17 protein-coding genes and 1 tRNA gene are annotated in these 16,110 nt (G+C 61.9%); 5 read left to right on the forward strand and 13 right to left on the reverse strand.

The genetic code is table 11. The features are described 5' to 3' along the window. Positions 1–63 precede the first annotated feature (63 nt). A complete protein-coding gene (locus tag AB0N65_RS03930; RefSeq protein ID WP_364157929.1) occupies positions 64–975 on the reverse strand; it encodes a Nif3-like dinuclear metal center hexameric protein in 912 nt (303 codons plus the stop codon). A 114-nt stretch (positions 976–1,089) separates the two neighbouring features. Between AB0N65_RS03930 and msrA the strand changes: the two genes are divergently transcribed. From msrA to epsC, 3 genes are all read left to right on the forward strand, one after another. Next, the gene (gene msrA, locus AB0N65_RS03935; RefSeq protein WP_364157931.1) at positions 1,090–1,614 is read left to right on the forward strand and encodes a peptide-methionine (S)-S-oxide reductase MsrA; all 525 of its coding nucleotides are present in this window, start codon (positions 1,090–1,092) and stop codon (positions 1,612–1,614) included. Between the two features lie 66 nt (positions 1,615–1,680). Then, positions 1,681–2,616 carry a cysteine synthase A gene (cysK, locus tag AB0N65_RS03940; protein ID WP_364157934.1) on the forward strand — a complete coding sequence of 312 codons (936 nt, stop codon included), beginning with the start codon at positions 1,681–1,683 and terminating at the stop codon, positions 2,614–2,616. Positions 2,617–2,657: 41 nt separating this feature from the next. Next, positions 2,658–3,242, forward strand: coding sequence for a serine O-acetyltransferase EpsC (gene epsC / locus AB0N65_RS03945; RefSeq protein ID WP_364157937.1), 585 nt, complete (start codon positions 2,658–2,660; stop codon positions 3,240–3,242). Here the strand turns inward: epsC and AB0N65_RS03950 are convergent. Beyond that, the gene (locus tag AB0N65_RS03950; RefSeq protein WP_364157940.1) at positions 3,239–4,072 is read right to left on the reverse strand and encodes an oxidoreductase; all 834 of its coding nucleotides are present in this window, start codon (positions 4,070–4,072) and stop codon (positions 3,239–3,241) included. The two genes, epsC and AB0N65_RS03950, sit on opposite strands and share 4 nt — an antisense overlap. Positions 4,073–4,217: 145 nt before the next feature. Next, on the reverse strand, positions 4,218–5,654 hold the full coding sequence (gene gndA, locus AB0N65_RS03955; protein ID WP_364157942.1) for an NADP-dependent phosphogluconate dehydrogenase: 1,437 nt from the start codon (positions 5,652–5,654) through the stop codon (positions 4,218–4,220). 241 nt (positions 5,655–5,895) lie between these two features. Between gndA and AB0N65_RS03960 the strand changes: the two genes are divergently transcribed. After that, the gene (locus AB0N65_RS03960; RefSeq protein WP_364157945.1) at positions 5,896–6,624 is read left to right on the forward strand and encodes an FCD domain-containing protein; all 729 of its coding nucleotides are present in this window, start codon (positions 5,896–5,898) and stop codon (positions 6,622–6,624) included. A 21-nt stretch (positions 6,625–6,645) separates the two neighbouring features. On the opposite strand, the gene AB0N65_RS03965 is transcribed toward AB0N65_RS03960, so the two are convergent. Genes AB0N65_RS03965 through AB0N65_RS03975 form a run of 3 tightly spaced genes read right to left on the reverse strand, consistent with a single transcriptional unit; the run spans position 6,646 to position 9,370 of the window. Continuing rightward, entirely contained in the window at positions 6,646–7,695 is a 1,050-nt protein-coding gene (locus AB0N65_RS03965) for an L-idonate 5-dehydrogenase (protein ID WP_364157948.1), read from the reverse strand. Then, entirely contained in the window at positions 7,695–8,465 is a 771-nt protein-coding gene (locus AB0N65_RS03970; RefSeq protein WP_364157951.1) for an SDR family oxidoreductase, read from the reverse strand. The genes AB0N65_RS03965 and AB0N65_RS03970 overlap by 1 nt, the downstream gene beginning before the upstream one ends. Next, entirely contained in the window at positions 8,462–9,370 is a 909-nt protein-coding gene (locus AB0N65_RS03975; protein WP_364157953.1) for an NAD(P)-dependent oxidoreductase, read from the reverse strand. The genes AB0N65_RS03970 and AB0N65_RS03975 overlap by 4 nt, the downstream gene beginning before the upstream one ends. A 70-nt stretch (positions 9,371–9,440) precedes the next feature. Between AB0N65_RS03975 and AB0N65_RS03980 the strand changes: the two genes are divergently transcribed. Next, positions 9,441–10,508: a D-2-hydroxyacid dehydrogenase gene (locus AB0N65_RS03980; RefSeq protein ID WP_364157956.1), complete on the forward strand. Its 1,068-nt coding sequence runs from the start codon at positions 9,441–9,443 to the stop codon at positions 10,506–10,508. Between the two features lie 130 nt (positions 10,509–10,638). On the opposite strand, the gene AB0N65_RS03985 is transcribed toward AB0N65_RS03980, so the two are convergent. The 7 genes from AB0N65_RS03985 to AB0N65_RS04015 all read right to left on the reverse strand — a co-directional run bounded on the left by AB0N65_RS03985 (position 10,639) and on the right by AB0N65_RS04015 (position 15,615). Beyond that, positions 10,639–11,997 (reverse strand): MFS transporter, encoded by a 1,359-nt coding sequence (locus tag AB0N65_RS03985; RefSeq protein WP_364157958.1) that lies wholly within the window; start codon positions 11,995–11,997, stop codon positions 10,639–10,641. Between the two features lie 159 nt (positions 11,998–12,156). After that, positions 12,157–12,951 carry an IclR family transcriptional regulator gene (locus AB0N65_RS03990; RefSeq protein WP_364157961.1) on the reverse strand — a complete coding sequence of 265 codons (795 nt, stop codon included), beginning with the start codon at positions 12,949–12,951 and terminating at the stop codon, positions 12,157–12,159. A gap of 230 nt (positions 12,952–13,181) precedes the next feature. Continuing rightward, a complete protein-coding gene (locus AB0N65_RS03995; RefSeq protein ID WP_364157963.1) occupies positions 13,182–13,472 on the reverse strand; it encodes a hypothetical protein in 291 nt (96 codons plus the stop codon). A 131-nt stretch (positions 13,473–13,603) separates the two neighbouring features. Further along, a tRNA-Val gene (locus AB0N65_RS04000) sits at positions 13,604–13,676 on the reverse strand. 66 nt (positions 13,677–13,742) lie between these two features. Further along, positions 13,743–14,699, reverse strand: coding sequence for an NAD-dependent protein deacetylase (locus AB0N65_RS04005; protein ID WP_364157966.1), 957 nt, complete (start codon positions 14,697–14,699; stop codon positions 13,743–13,745). A gap of 2 nt (positions 14,700–14,701) precedes the next feature. Then, positions 14,702–15,199, reverse strand: a complete 498-nt coding sequence (locus AB0N65_RS04010; RefSeq protein ID WP_364157968.1) for a peroxiredoxin — start codon at positions 15,197–15,199, stop codon at positions 14,702–14,704. After that, positions 15,196–15,615: a DUF3052 domain-containing protein gene (locus tag AB0N65_RS04015; protein ID WP_364157971.1), complete on the reverse strand. Its 420-nt coding sequence runs from the start codon at positions 15,613–15,615 to the stop codon at positions 15,196–15,198. Before AB0N65_RS04015 ends, AB0N65_RS04010 begins: the two co-directional genes overlap by 4 nt. Positions 15,616–16,110 lie beyond the last annotated feature (495 nt).

The raw sequence follows: 16,110 nt of genomic DNA on the forward strand, positions 1-16,110 counted from the left end.
CCTGTAGTCGCCGGCGCTGGGGGTCAGCACCGGAAGGGCCTTCCGGCCACTGTGTTCTTGATGCTAGTCCCCGCCGGGAGTCAGGATGAAGTCCCACGGATCGCTGTTGGTTGTGCTGACCCGGATTTCGACGTCGTAGCCCTGGTCCGTGAGCACGTTGCCGAGCGCTTCGGCCGCCACCGGCAACCACAACCATTCGCTGGCAAAGTGCGAAACGTCGATGAGGTACGGGCGTCCGTTGACTGCGCCTTCACGTGCCTCGGAGGCCGGGTGGTGCCGCATGTCCGCCGTCACGTACACATCCGCGTGGCTGGCCCTGACGGCCTCGAACAGGCTGTCGCCTGCACCGCCGCAAACTGCAACCCTTCGCAGCAGGCCGTCCTTGTCCCCGGCTACGCGCACTCCCCCGGCAACGGCAGGAAGCATTTCGAAGACGCGCGCTGCGAAGTCGCCCAGTGTCATAAGCTCGGGAAGGTCGCCGACCCTGCCGATTCCCTCTTCGGGAAGCCCGTTGGCAGCCGTAGTGAGCGGCGAAACATTCTCGAGGCCAAAGGCGTCCGCCAAGACGTCCGAAACGCCACCGACGGCTGAATCACCGTTGGTATGAACGGTGAGCAGCCCTGTCCCGGCTTCGATCAGCCGGTGGACGGCCAAGCCCTTTGCCGATGTGGCAGCCACCGAATTGACGCCTTTGAGCAGCAAGGGATGGTGGGTGATCAGAAGTTCAGCGCCCCACTCTATGGCCTCGTCGATAACAGCCAGGGTGGGATCAACGGCAAACATGACCTTGGTGACCGGGGTGTTGGGACGGCCCACCACAAGACCCACTTCGTCCCAGTCTTCAGCCAGCGACTCAGGCCAAAGTTCTTCTACGGCCAGCAGCACCTGGCCAAGGGTAGGGTCCCCGCTGGCTTCGGCTGTCGCGGCATCATCGCCGGAGTCCGCATCAGAAATGGCGGTGTTTACTGCTTCCATACTCTTATTCTTACCTACCGGCCGGGTTGGGGCGGATCAGCACCCGCCACGGACCGTCATCCTCCCGTAAGGTATTGGGGGAATCATCAGACCCTCCGATCCATTGAAGAGATCATGAAAACTTTCGTACTTGGCGGCGGCTGCTTCTGGTGCCTGGACGCCGTATACCAAAAAACACGAGGCGTCAGTTCGGTCGTCTCCGGCTACACCGGCGGCCATGTCCGCGACCCCGATTACTACGAGGTCTGTTCCGGCACGACGGGGCACGCCGAAGTCGTGGCCGTGACATTCGATGAGAGCGTGATCCCGGAGGAAGTCATCCTTGACATGTTCTTCGCCCTGCACGATCCCACCACGTTGAACCGGCAGGGGTACGACGTTGGCACGCAGTACCGCTCATCGATGTTCTACTCCACCACCGAGGAGAAGATCCTCTTCGAAGAAGCCATCGAGCGTGCCCAAGCATTGTGGTCGGACCCGATCGTGACCGAAGTAGCCAGGCTTCCCGAGTTCTACGAGGCGGAAGAGGTCCACCAGAACTACTACGCCAAGTTCCCGTACCAGGGATACTGCCAGGTGATCATCAACCCGAAGCTGGCCAAAGCCCGGAAATATTACTCTGCGTGGCTTAGTGCTTAACAGGGTTTCTTCGCCTCTGGTTAGGCTGACCTCAGCATTCCCTCTTCAGAGATAGGCATACATTCCATGGCAAGGATCTACGACGACGTCACCCAGCTGATCGGCCGCACCCCGCTGGTCCGCCTGAACCGGCTTTCCGAGGGCCTCGAAGCCACCGTTGCAGTGAAGCTCGAGTTCTACAACCCGGCCAACAGCGTGAAGGACCGCATCGGTGTGGCCATCGTTGATGCTGCCGAGAAGTCCGGGGCCCTCAAGCCGGGTGGAACCATCGTTGAAGGAACCTCCGGCAACACCGGTATCGCTCTTGCCCTGGTAGGTGCTGCCCGGGGTTACAAGGTCATCCTGACCATGCCCGAGACAATGTCCACGGAACGCCGCGTCATGCTTCGCGCCTACGGTGCAGAGATCGTTCTGACACCCGGCTCCGAGGGCATGCGCGGCGCCGTTGAAAAGGCCCAGGAAATCGTTGCCAACACGGAGAATGCGATCTGGGCCCAGCAGTTCGCCAACGAAGCAAACCCGGCCATCCACCGTGCCACCACCGCCGAGGAAATCTGGGAAGACACCGACGGCGAAGTCGACATCTTCGTGGCCGGCGTGGGTACGGGTGGAACCGTCACCGGCGTGGGCCAGGTCCTGAAGGAGCGCAAGCCGGGCGTCCAGATTGTGGCCGTGGAACCCAAAGACTCTGCCATCCTCAATGGCGGAGCACCGGGACCGCACAAAATCCAGGGTATCGGCGCCAACTTCGTGCCGGAGATCCTGGACACCAACGTGTACGACGAAGTCCTGGATGCCACCCTTGAGGACTCGGTCCGCGTTGCCCGTGAACTGGGTGCACGTGAAGGCATCCTCGGCGGCATCTCCTCGGGTGCCATCGTGTGGGGTGCCCTGGAGCTTGCCAAGCGCCCGGAAAACGCAGGCAAGCTCATCGTTGCCGTGGTCTGCGACTTCGGCGAGCGTTACATCTCCACTGTGCTTTTTGACGATATCCGCGGCTGATACTTCGCCCGCACGCATTCCATTCCTGTAGAAAGGTCTTTGTGAGCTTCTTCGCAAGGCTTAAGGAAGACCTCGACGCCGCCCGGTCGCATGACCCGGCGGCTCGAGGTTCTTTTGAGAACTTTTTCGCATACTCCGGCCTGCACGCCATCTGGGCGCACCGCGTGACGCACAAGCTGTGGCAGAATCCGGCCCTCCGCTTCCCGGCACGCCTCATTTCGCAATTGGCACGCTTTCTGACGGGTATTGAGATCCATCCCGGCGCCACGATCGGCCGGCGGTTCTTCATCGACCACGGCATGGGCGTCGTCATCGGGGAAACAGCCGAAATCGGCGAAGACGTGATGATCTATCACGGCGTGACCCTCGGTGGACGTTCCCTGGCCAAGGTCAAGCGCCACCCGACCATCGGCGACCGCGTCACCATCGGCGCAGGAGCCAAGGTCCTGGGACCCATCACCATCGGCGATGACAGTGCCATCGGCGCCAACGCCGTGGTGGTGAAGAATGCGCCGCCGGAGTCAATCATTACCGGCATCCCCGCCACCTGGCGGCACCGCGACGCGAAGTCGGAGACAAAACCGGCCGTCGATCCGGCTGAGTACTACATCGAGTACAGGATCTAGCCACCGAGCCGCTTGTAGGTGTTCCAGAAAACAGCATCAAAGGCGCGGTCCGGAAGTATCCTGCGCAACGCAAGGACGCTCCAGGCTCCCCTGCCCACCGGGTAGCGGGTCCTGGGGCGTCGTGCTGTCGCTGCCCGAACAATGGCATGGGCCACCTCTCGCGGGGGCGTGGCGAGCATGCCGCCGGATGTTGTGGCAAGAGCCGCTGCCACAGTATGTGCTTGTTCGCTGTACGGCCCGTTGGCCGAGGTGGCCAGCAAACCTTCGCCGGCAATGGTTCCCCACTCAGTGTCGGTTCCTGAGGGCTCAATCACCACAACGTCGATTCCGTGCGGCTTCAGTTCAAGCCGAAGTGAATCGCTGATCCCCTCCACAGCGAACTTGGTACCGTGGTACCAGGCGCCCAACGGCTCGTAGATCTTTCCGCCTATTGACGAGACGTTGATGATCCGGCCCGCTTTCGCCGTTCGCATGCCGGGAATGACGAGCTGGGTCATCCTCGCCAGGCCGAAGACGTTCACCTCGAACTGCCGCCTGCCTTCATCCAGCGGAACCTCCTCCAAGGAGCCGTACGAGCCGTATCCTGCGTTGTTCACAAGGACATCGACATGGCCGTGCGCAGCTTCCACAAACGCAACAGCCGATGCCATCGATTCCTCCACCGTGACATCAAGATCCATGACAGTAATTCCGTGGTTCTTCAGCGGGGCCATCTTGTCCACACGACGGGCTGCGGCGTAGACGATGAAACCTGCTCTCCGGAGAGCGATCGCAGCTTCATAACCGATCCCGGTTGATGCTCCGGTCACGAAGGCAACGCGTTCGGTCATGGCTTCCTCCTGGTTTGTAGTCGCTGTCCCGCCCGCCGTCCTTGGTCCGGACACGGCAAAGGCCGGTTCTTCCCAGACTAAAGGGGGAAGAACCGGCCTTGCAGCAGGCAGGCTGTGCGGGGGGCCGCGGCCTGGCAGCGATTGACTAGTGAGTGTCGACGGCCGAGATCTCGGACTTGTCCTCGCCCCACAGGGTGTGGAACGTGCCCTCCGCGTCAATGCGGCCGTAGGTGTGCGCCCCGAAGAGGTCGCGCTGGCCCTGGATCAGGGCCGCAGCGACGCGCTTGCGGCGCAGGCCGTCGTAGTACGCGAGCGAGGAAGAGAACACCGGCACCGGAATGCCGAGCTGAACAGCGGTTGCCACAACACGGCGCCACGCCGGGAGCGCATCTGCGATGGCCTTGGTGAAGGCCGGGGCGAACAGCAGGTTTGCAGGCTTCTCTTCAGCGGCGTAGGCCTTGGTGATGTCCTTGAGCAGTTCGGCACGGATGATGCAACCTGCACGCCACAACGAAGCGATCTCGTCCAGCTTGAGGTCCCAGCCGTATTCCTTCGCAGCAGAGGTCAGCATGTCCAGGCCCTGCGCGTAGGAAACCAGCTTCGAGGCGTACAGCGCCTGGCGGACGTCCTCGACGAACGTCTCGGGGATTTCGACGGCGGCTTCCTCACCTGCGAGCAGCTCCTGGCCGAGCTTGCGCTGCTCTGCCTGGGAGGACAGAGCCCGGGCGAAGACGGACTCCGCGATACCCGAAACCGGTGATCCAAGCTCAAGGGCGGAAATGACCGTCCAGCGGCCGGTACCCTTCTGGCCGGCAGCGTCAACAACGACGTCCACGAACGGCTTGCCGGTCTTGGCGTCCACGTGGCCCAGGACTTCGGCGGAGATTTCAATGAGGAAGGAGGACAGGTCGCCCTTGTTCCACTCAGCGAAGATCTTGGACTGCTCGGCCGGCTCGATGCCTGCGCCCGAACGGAGGAGGTCGAAAGCTTCGCCGATAACCTGCATGTCGGCGTATTCGATGCCGTTGTGGACCATCTTCACGAAGTGGCCGGCACCATCGGTGCCGATCCAAGCGCAGCAGGGCTCGCCGTCGACCTTGGCGGAGATCTTCTCCAGCAGCGGTCCGAGGGCGTCGTAGGACTCGCGCGAACCGCCGGGCATGATCGACGGGCCGTTCAGCGCACCCTCTTCGCCACCGGATACACCGACGCCCACGAAGTGGAGGTCCTTCTTGGCCAGCGCGGCTTCGCGGCGGCGGGTGTCCTCGTAGTGCGAGTTGCCGGCGTCGATGATGATGTCGCCTGCCTCGAGCAGCGGCTCCAGCTGTTCGATGACGTTGTCTACCGGGGCACCGGCCTTGACCATGATGAGGACGCGGCGGGGCTTTTCAAGGGAGTCAACGAGTTCCTGCAGCGTTTCGGTGCGGATGAAATCGCCGTCCGTGCCGTGCTTCTCCAGGAGGGCGTCAGTCTTTTCCACGGAACGGTTGTGGAGTGCCACGGTGAAGCCGTTGCGTGCAAGGTTGCGGGCAAGGTTGGCGCCCATCACCGCAAGGCCGGTGACACCGATGTGTGCTGACATCAAAACTCCAATTCGATCGTGTGCAAACAGTCCTGCGGGCACGCAGGAAGCGATTTCAAAACCAGGGGCTGCAATAAACCATACGTATTGAAGCCTTGTGCGGGAAAGCGGCGCCCACGTTGTGGAACGGAGCCGCGTCATAAACAGTCTATGATGTGCAGCGTTCGCGCCGGCGTTGCGTGGAACGTCCAGGCGGGCCTGCTGCGCCGCCGATGACGTGCGCGCCACTATGCTTACCTCTATGTCGACCAGCCTCCATCACCGCGCCGTTGAGCACCTGGGCACCAGGATCGTGGGCGGTTCCCTTCCAACCGGCCATGTCATGTTGGCCGAGCATTTGGAAGACGAGCTCAACGTATCCCGCTCCGTGGTCCGGGAAGCAGTCCGCGTCCTGCAGTCGCTAGGTCTCGTGGAAACCATCAAACGAGTCGGGATCCGCGTGCTGCCGGCCCACCGGTGGAATCCCTTCGACCCGCTGGTCATCCGCTGGCGGTTGGCCGGCGAAGGTCGCGGAGCCCAGCTGCGCTCGCTCGCGGAGCTGCGTTCCGCCGTCGAACCTGTTGCAGCCGAACTCGCGGCGGGCAACGCGCCCGAACCCCTGCGGCACGAACTCGTCGAAATCTCCCTGGCCATGAAGGAAGCGGGCGACGCCGGCGACACGGCCCGGTTCCTGGACCTGGATATCCGGTTCCACGCGTTGGTGTTGTCGGGCTCCGGAAACGAGATGTTCGCAAACCTCATCGGACAAGTGACAGAGACCCTGACAGGGCGCACGGTCCACGGACTCATGCCCGAACACCCCCAGGAACAGGCGCTGCAATGGCACATCGATGTGGCGCACGCCATCGATGCCGGCGATGGACAGCTCGCACGCGAGGCCTCGGCCAAAATCATGCGGCAGGCCATCGCGGAGCTGGCCCCCAGTTGGGACGACCAGCCCCGCGTCTTTGTGCCCGTCGCCGGGAATTAGCGCTGCAACAGGCCCCTCCGGCTAGTCCTTGAAGTTCAACAGGACTTTCCCGGATTCGGCGGAGTTTCGCGCCACCTCGAAGGCCTCAAGTCCATGGGCGAGATCGAACTCGTGGGTGACCACGGGATCTACCTGGAGCGAGCCGTCCGCCAAGGCGGCGATGACGTCGTCGATTTCCTCGTTGAAGCGGAAGGATCCCAACAGTTCCAGTTCCCGGGTGATGGCGAGCGAGATGAACACCGGCTGCGGACCGGACGGCAGGAGGCCGACCATGACCACTTTGCCCCCGCGGGTGGCCCCCTTGATGGCTGACGCCAGCCCGTAGTGGCTGCCTGAAGACTCGATGACTATATCGGCGTCCACCGCCGCGATGGCATCAGCATCGTCGCCCTTGAGGACAGCATCCGCGCCGACGGAACGTGCGATCTCCAGCGGCTTGTCGTGCATGTCGACGGCGGTGATCCGGGACGCTCCGGCCCGCTTGAGGACTGCGACGGTCAACGCCCCGATTGGACCGCTACCGATCACCAGGGCGGTTTTCCCCGCCACGTCCCCGGCCCGGGCCACAGCGTGCCAGGCAACGCTGGCCGGCTCCGCCAAGGCTGCCGTCCGCAGGGACAGCGACTCCGGCAGGGAGCGCAGCATCCTCGACGGCAGGTTGGCGTAGCGGCTGAAAGCGCCATCCGTGTGCGGGTAACGAGCGGCGCTGCCCAGGTACGTGCAGCCAGGCGAAAGGTTCGGCCTGTCCTCCGGGTAGCGGGCCTGGCCCGGGGCAGGGGTGGCAGGGTGGACTGCGACCGGCGTGCCCGCACTTGGGCCGCTGCCATCGGCGGCCTGCTGCACCACGTTGCCCACGATTTCATGGCCGAGGACCATCGGAGCCTTGAGGATCGACTCACCGGCCGCTCCATGGAGCCAGTAGTGGAGGTCCGATCCGCAAATACCGCCGTAGGCGATCTCCACGATGGCCTCATCCGCGGCCGGCGGTGTCAGCGGAATGTCTTCGATGCGGAGATCGCCCTTGCCATGGGCCACCACGGCCGGACCCGATGCCGGAAGGATGACGCTCATCAGACCACCACCGTCATTCCACCGTCAACGAAGATCGTCTGGCCGTTGACAAAGTTCGATGCCTGCGAGGCAAGCCACACCACGGGGCCGGCAAGGTCGGCCACAGTTCCCCACCGGTTCGCCGGCGTCCTGCCCAGGATCCAGGAGTTGAAGTCGGCATCGTCCACCAGGTTCTGCGTCATTTCCGTGTGGATATAGCCAGGTGCGATGCCATTGATCTGCAGCCCGGACGCCGCCCACTCCGCCGTCATGGCACGCGTCAGGTTGCGCAGGCCACCCTTCGCCGCCACATACGGTGCAATGGTGGGGCGGGCCAGGTCAGTCTGCACGGAGCAAATGTTGATGATCTTCCCCCTGCCCCGGGGAATCATATGCCGGGCCGCCTCCCTGCCCACCAGGAAAGCACTCGTGAGATCGGTGGTGATCACCCGGTCCCAGTCCTTCACGTCAAGGTCCAGCATGGGAACGCGGTGCTGGATCCCTGCATTGTTGACCAGGATGTCCAACGCTCCGACGTTCTGCTCAATCCACTCCACACCTTCAGCTGCGGACGCAGCATCGGTGACGTCAAATGCCCGGCTGTGAACCCGCCCTTCCGGGTAATCAGCAGCCATGGCCGCGCGCGCGGCTTCCAAGCGTTCCGGATTAATTCCGTTGAGCACTACGGTCGCACCGGCGTCTGCCAAGCCCTTGGCCAAGGCGTTGCCGATCCCCCGGCTTGAACCGGTGACCAGCGCTACGCGGCCGGACAGATCGAATAGTCCACTCATATCTTTGTTTGCTTTCCTTCGTGGTTGTGCAGGTTGGCGATGGTTTGCCGGACCACAGCGAGGTCCTGGTCGCCCAGGCCTTGTCTCTTGAGTTCGGCGTAAAGGTCAATGGCGGCCGAAGCCATGGGCACTGCAGAACCGGTGGTTTCAGCACTCCGCATAACGAACGCGAGATCCTTATGCATGAACTTGGCCGGGCCGGTGGGTGCGTAATCCTTGGCCGCCAAGCGCGGACCAACAATCTCGAGCACCCGGCTCCCGGCCAGGCCACCAGCCAGGACGTCGTAGAGTGCCGTTACGTCCATTCCCGAGCGCTCGGCGAGTTCGGCCGCCTCGGCGAGTGCCGCCGTCGTGGTTCCGACGATCAGCTGGTTGCACGCCTTGGCGAGCGAGCCGGATCCCAGCGCGCCCATGCGGCGAACAGTGGTCCCCATGGCCTCGAAGAGCGGGCGCAAACGTTCAAAATCACTTTCGGAGGCGCCCACCATGATGGCCAGGCTTCCGTTGTCGGCTCCAGTGGTGCCGCCACTCACCGGCGCGTCCACGACGACGGCGTTGCCTCTGCTGGCTTCACGGACGGTTTCGCCGAAACGCTGCACTTCCGTCGGCGAAACACTGCTCATAATGACGACGGCGGTACCCGGCGCCGGCGGTTCGTTCCGCCAAGCCTCCAGCAGTTCCGCTGCAGCAACCTCGATGAAGGGTAAGTCAGGCAGCATGAAGATGATGGCGGGTTCGTTACGCAACTCGGCAACGCTTCCCGCACGCTGAACAGCCGCCAAGCCATCAAAAGCTCCACTTGAACGGTTCCAGGCGGTGACTTGCCATCCCTGCTTGGCGATGTTGGCAGCCATGGGGGCTCCCATGAGTCCCAAGCCAACGAAGCCCACTCGTTTGGTGGTCATACCGGCTGCTACCTCACTTCTTTGTGGTCACGAATGAGAAATCTGTTCAATATCCTAGCCGCCATTCAGTATGATGAACACTATGACGACTGATGAACTTGCCATCGCGATCGCTGTGCCGCTCGAAGCTGAGCACGTGGAGCGTATCCGCGCTGTTGATCCTTCCGTGACGGTTCTCTACGAGCCGGAACTGCTTCCTCCCGAACGATTTCCCGCAGACCACGCCGGCGACCCGTCGTTCAGACGTACTCCGGAGCAGGAAGAGCGCTACTGGGCCATGCTCAACAGCGCCCAGGTCCTGTACGGCTTCCCCAACGAAAATCCGGCGGGGCTTGCCAGGATCGCCCAAAGCAACCCGCACCTGCAGTGGATCCATGCCATGGCAGCCGGCGCCGGCGGAGCGGTCAAAGCCTCCGGCCTCGATACGGAAACCCTGCGAAAATTCCATGTCACCACCTCCGCAGGCGTCCACGCCCTTCCGCTGGCAGAGTTCTCGGCATTCGGAATCCTCAACGGCTTCAAACGAAGCGCAGAGATGGCACGGGACCAGGCCGCAAAGGTGTGGCCGGAACTGCGAACGCCCACCAAATTGGTCAACGGATCCAAACTGGTCATTGCCGGCCTCGGCGAAATCGGCCTCGAAACAGCGCGGATTGCCCGCGCCCTTGGCATGAAGGTCAGCGGAACCAAGCGCAATGTGGAGGCCATGGAAGGAATCGACCGCGTCACCACCAACGAAGGACTCGCAGCCCTGGTGGCCGACGCAGACGCAGTCGTCAACACTTTGCCTGGCACGCCGTACACGGAAAAGCTCTTCAGCACGGAAATTTTCTCCGCCATGAAACCGGGAACCGTGTTCGTCAACGTTGGCCGCGGAACCGTGGTGGACGAGGACGCGCTCCTGCAGGCGCTCAACAATGGCCAGGTGTCCTACGCTTGCCTGGACGTCTTCGCTGTGGAGCCGCTCCCCCAGGACAGCCCGCTGTGGAACCACCCCCAGGTCCTGGTGTCTCCGCACACGTCGGCGTTGAGCTCGGCGGAGAACAGGCTCATCGCTGATCGATTCTGCAGCAACCTCCGCACTTTCCTGGACGGCGGCGAACTTCCCCATCTGGTGGATCCGGTTCACTTCTACTAGGCCCAGCCCTTTCCGCGAAGGCTCCCACCCGATTCAGTCCGGGTGGGAGCCTTCGTCGTACTGCCGCATCGATGAAAAGAGCGGCCCCTCCGAAGAGGGGCCGCTCTTTGGTATTGCTCCAGGGCGGCAGTTACCGCGCGTCTTCCGTGCTGACGAGGTCGCGACCTGCTGTTTCCGGCGTAAAGAACGTGGTCACGAAGGAAATCAGCGCGAGCAACAGCGAATAGATGGATAGGACCCACCAGGAGTGGTTGGTTGCGGCAAGCAGGACGGCACCCAACAGTGGCGCTATGCCGCCAGCGAGAACAGCTGAGATCTCGCGGCTCATGGCCACACCCGTGAAGCGGTACTGGGAGCCAAAGAGTTCGGGCAGCAGCGGGCACTGGGGGCCAAGCATTGACTGGACGCCGATGGCGATGCCAACAGCCATAACCACCCACACCAAAGTCACGTTGCCAAGCGTGACCAGATAGAAGGCAGGCACCGCAATGATCGCTTGGAACAACGCACCGTACCGATACACCGGAACGCGGCCAAACTTGTCCGAAAGCGCTCCGAAAGTCACCACGAGGACCGCAGCGAAACCTGCAGCGATCAAAAGGCCCACCGGGCCGATGGAGTTGTTGCCGGCGAAGACACCGGCCGGCATGCTCATGAAGGACACCAGCAGGGCGGAATAGATCGACGAGTTGCCGTTCTCGCCCATACGCAGGCCGATGCCGATCAGAACGTTCTTCCGTGAGTGCTTCCACAGCGCGCCAATGGGGTTCTTCACCACATTCTTGTGCTTCTCAAGCTCCTGGAAAGCCGGCGTTTCCTTGAGCTTGAGCCGGATGAAAACCGCCACCACGATCAGGATGAAGCTGGCAAGGAAGGGTACGCGCCAGAGCCAGCCCTGCAGGACGGACTTGTCCGCCAGCGCGATCAAAGCGAAGGTTCCGGCGCCGAGCAGGGTGCCCAACTGGATTCCGACGAACGGCAACGAAGCGAAGAAACCACGACGGCGGCGCGGAGCCACTTCGGAGATAAGCGTTGTTGCGCCCGCCTGCTCGGCACCCGCGCCCAGCCCTTGGACAATTCTTAGCGTGACAAGCAAGACCGCGCCAAGCATCCCTGCCTGCTCGAACGTTGGCAGGAGGCCGATGGCGAAGCTCGCCGTGCCCATGAGGGCGATGGTCAGGATCAGCACCATCTTGCGCCCGAACCGGTCGCCGATGTAGCCGAAGAGGAGGCCCCCAAAGGGTCGTGCAGCGAACCCCACACCATATGTTGCGAACGAGGCAATCAAGGCACCATCAGGGCCAAGCGGCGAAAAGAACAGCGGCCCGAAGATCAGGGCCGAAGCCAGGCCGTAAATGTAGAAGTCGTAGTATTCCAAGGCGGAACCGACAGAACTGGCCAGCGTCGCCCTTCGAAGCTGTTCCGGCTCAACTACAGCATCGTCAGCCTCGGCTGCGAGCTTTGTATTGGTACGTGTTGTCACAAGCACTCCCTCAAGATCACCCCGGGCCCCCGTTGGCCCAGTGAGATAGTGACGGCATCACCGCCGAGATCACTATGATGGACAGCGTACAACTTGTTGAACACTGCTGCCAAGGCTGTTATCAGATTTATTGACGAATCTTGCAGGAATACGACATCCCGCCGCTCATCCCATGGGGTTGCCCAGCGAGCGGGCAAGCTCCTTCAACTCCTTGACCATGAGCGCGCCCTGCTCCTCGGAATAGGTGGCTTTCAAGGCAGTCACAGACAGGCCCAGGCTTGGTCCGTGGGCACCATGGGTGGGCACGGGCACAGCGAGGCAAACAACCCCCACTGTTGACTCTTCATCTTCGAAGGCGAAGCCTTGCTTTCTTATGGTTGCAATCTCGGCCTTAAGTTCCTCGGCAGTGCGAAGGGAATTAGCCGTCATAACCGGCAGTTCCATTCCGTCCGGGAACATGGCATCTATATCGTGATCGTGCAACTGGGCCACCAAGGCCTTGCCTACGCTGCAAAGGGACACCGGCATCTTGTCACCGATGTTGGACGTCAGGCGCACGGCGGGATGCCCCTCATAGCGGGCAAGGTAGATCACGTGGTCACCGTCCAACATGGCAATCCGGACGGTTTCACCCGACAGAGTTGGAGCCTGCTCGCAGTATTTGTAGAACTCCTGCACTTCATCCAAGCGACTGAGGTATGCCGCACCCAGTTCCACGAGCTTGCGGCCCAAGGCAAAGTCCGCGCCTTGGCGGGTAATGAGCCTCGCCTCTTCAAGGGCCAACAGCAGATTCGACGTGGAAGACTTGGGGATCCCAAGCTCCCTGGAGAGGTCACTCAGCGTCAAACGGCCGGAAGGCGATTCAGCCAAGGCCTCCAGGACTGCGGCGGCCCGCGTCACTGCGGGAGCCGGTGAGGAAGCGCCCAGCCCTTCCGATCGGGTTGTGCGGGAATCGGCCATGATTCTCCTTCATCAGTGGTGCCGGCTGTTCATTCAGCTGAACACTACCCATCATAGTGGGACGCGGACCAGCAGAAACCGGCCGCTGGTGCAGGCTGCGACATATTCACGGCGTTGCAACGCTCTCGCTTTCCAAACCCAAAAGTTCGCTGTATATTCATTTTCGAGCTCTCCACCGCGGCATCCCCCAATAGTCGCGGTGGAGAGCTCAGCCATTTCCTGCGCCGCTCCTAGGCGGCCGCAAGAGCCTCCGCCCTGAGGCGCCAGCCTCCGCCGGATCCGTCGCGGACAAGCTCCCATGTGGCCAGGCTCGAAGAGGCATTGCTTCCCAGCCGCACCTGGACCTGCCAAACTTCTACATCCACGCGGCCCACACCCCTGGGCATTCGCCGGGAGGTTTCCCACCAGGCCACCCGTTCGAACCATCGCACGGGCTCAACCGCGATCTGCCATTCCCTCGTTCCACGGACAACGACAACAGGCTTTCCGTCCGCTGTGCTGCGGATAAAGATGTGCTCCATGAGCTGGACCCTAGGCGGGAGTACCGACATTAATGCCCGGTACGACGAAAGCAGGACGGCACGGGAAAACCCCGCCACTCAATGCCAACTGGTTCGAGACCAAATGACTGGGAATGACGGGGTTTTGAGGGTGGGTCCTACCGGGATCGAACCGATGACATCCACGGTGTAAACGTGGCGCTCTACCAGCTGAGCTAAAGACCCTTACCGCAGTTTCGGCGCTTCGTGACTTGTTTAGCGCTTCAACCAACGAACAATGACTCTACATGATCATCCGGGCGAAACACCAATCGAGGCTTTTCGTTCCGGAAGATCGGGCAAATGGCGGGAGAGGAAGTCCAAAGCTCCGCTCACGCCCATCTCCAGCTTCACCGCGGCAAATTCATCTCCCCGGGTTTCTCCCCTATTGATGATCACTACCGGCTTGCCGGCTTTCGCAGCATGCCGTACAAATCTCAGGCCGCTCATCACCGTCAAGGATGAGCCGGCTACCAGCAGGGCAGCGGCATCGTCCACCATGCCATATGCCCGCTCGACGCGCCTCTTTGGCACGTTCTCGCCGAAATAGACGAAATCAGGCTTCAACGTCCCCCCGCACACTGGACACACTGCCATGACGAACGACTTGATGAGTTCAGGATCTTCCAGTGTGGCGTCAGCATCGGGTGCCATGTCCACGACGCCGGCTGCCAACGCCGCTGCCACGAACCCGGGATTGAGTTCTTCGAGGATTGCCGCTAAGAGCTTTCGGGAGAAGACGTGGCCATTTTCAAGGCAGATGACTTGATCGAACCTCCCATGGAGATCCACCACATTGACGCTTCCGGCGTCCTCGTGGAGCCTGTCCACGTTCTGGGTGATGAGGCCGGACAGAAGACCCCGTTGCTCCATTAACGCAACAGCTGCGTGGCCCGCGTTGGGATCGGCGTGCCGAAGATGCGACCAACCAAGATGGTTGCGGGCCCAATACCGGCGCCTGTTCGCAACGCTGCCGACGAATTCCTGGTACGTCATGGGGTTCCGGGGCGCCGACCCCGGGCCGCGGTAATCGGGGATACCTGAATCGGTACTAAGACCGGCTCCGGTGAGCATTGCCAGGCGCTTTCCGCCGAGAAGCTCCAGAACCGGTTGCAAGTCAGCCTGCTCACCGGGGGCCAGGGCAGCATTGGCTGACGGGTCCATGCTGGCGAACCCCGTCATGCCGACGCCCGGGCGCTTCGGGTCCACCCCTATTGCCCCGTCAGGGACGACAACGCCCGACGATACTCAATGAGGTCACGGGCTTGTCCGCGGGGATTCACCACCACGTAGCGAACGATACCTTCGGCATCAATGATGAACGTGCCCCGCAGGGCCATACCGCTCCGCTCGTCGAACACTCCGTACTCCTTGGCAACAGCCCCATGCGGCCAGAAATCAGCCAACAGGTCGAACCCAAATCCTTCCTGTTCCGCATAGGCACGAAGAGCAAACTTGCTGTCCACCGAGACTGCCAGCACAGTGGCATTCGAATTCTCGAACGCGGACAGGTTGTCGCGGATCTCACAAAGTTCCCCGGTGCATATGCCGGAGAAGGCGAAGGGGTAGAAAACCACTACGACGTTACGGCCCCTGAAATCCGACAAGCGGATCGGCTCTCCGTGGTGGTTGAGGAGTTCAAAGTCCGGGGCAGGCTGCCCCACGGCGGGGACAAACGGAACTGATGGAGCGTCTCTGACTGCCGTCACTTGTTCTTCTTCGCCACCAGGCGGGTGGCACTCCAGTCCTTGGAAACCCCCGCGGACGTTGTGAGGTGCAGCCCGGAGGTGGGAGCGGCGTCCTGGATGTCAGCGGGAGAGACGTAATTGTCCCGGCCGGACTTGGGCGTCAGGACCCACACCACTCCGCCTTCCTTCAGTGTAGTGAGCGAATCCATCAGGGCATCGACCAGGTCTCCGTCGCCATCACGCCACCAGAAAATAACGGCGTCCACGACGTCGTGATCGTCTTCATCCAACAACTCAGAGCCCGTGACATCTTCGATGTCGTCACGCAAGTCGAAGTCGACGTCGTCGTCGTAGCCGCGTTCCTGAATCAGATCCCCGTCTTTGAAACCCAATCTTTCCGCCACATTTACCGATGTGGCGGCGTCGGCCTCGCTCACGTTTCCTCCTTTTGAAGTGACTTCCCTTACTAACAGCCAACACCCTTTGGGCGTGCGCTTCAAGCCATTGTCCCTGCGATGGGCCATATTCCGCACTACCTGCAGTGTTTCGAAGCTGTGACAATCACGTGGCTTCAGTCACGAAGCACACCAAGGTGTGACATACAACGCCCCGCAGGCTTCGCGGCTACGCATCGCAGCGCCGTCAAAGCTAGAGTGGCCATGAGCGCTTTGGCTGCAGGGCGATCGCCCCGAGGAATTCTACTGGGCAGCCATGCGCTCACAAGACCTGCCCGGCGCATCCGACCGGGCTGTTTGAAACCGAGATGTCGCACACGACGCGTTCATGACGGGCAGTTACCCTGCCAGACCTGAGGCGCCGATGCATGCGCCTAAAGGAAGGTTGGACGTGGCTGCAGGAGAAGAGACCTCACACATCCTCAGCGGGTTGACTGCCCAGCTGCCTGATCGTGATCCGGAAGAGACCGCGGAGTG

This window comes from Paenarthrobacter sp. NPDC089322 (genome assembly GCF_040684895.1).
GTDB lineage: Bacteria > Actinomycetota > Actinomycetes > Actinomycetales > Micrococcaceae > Arthrobacter.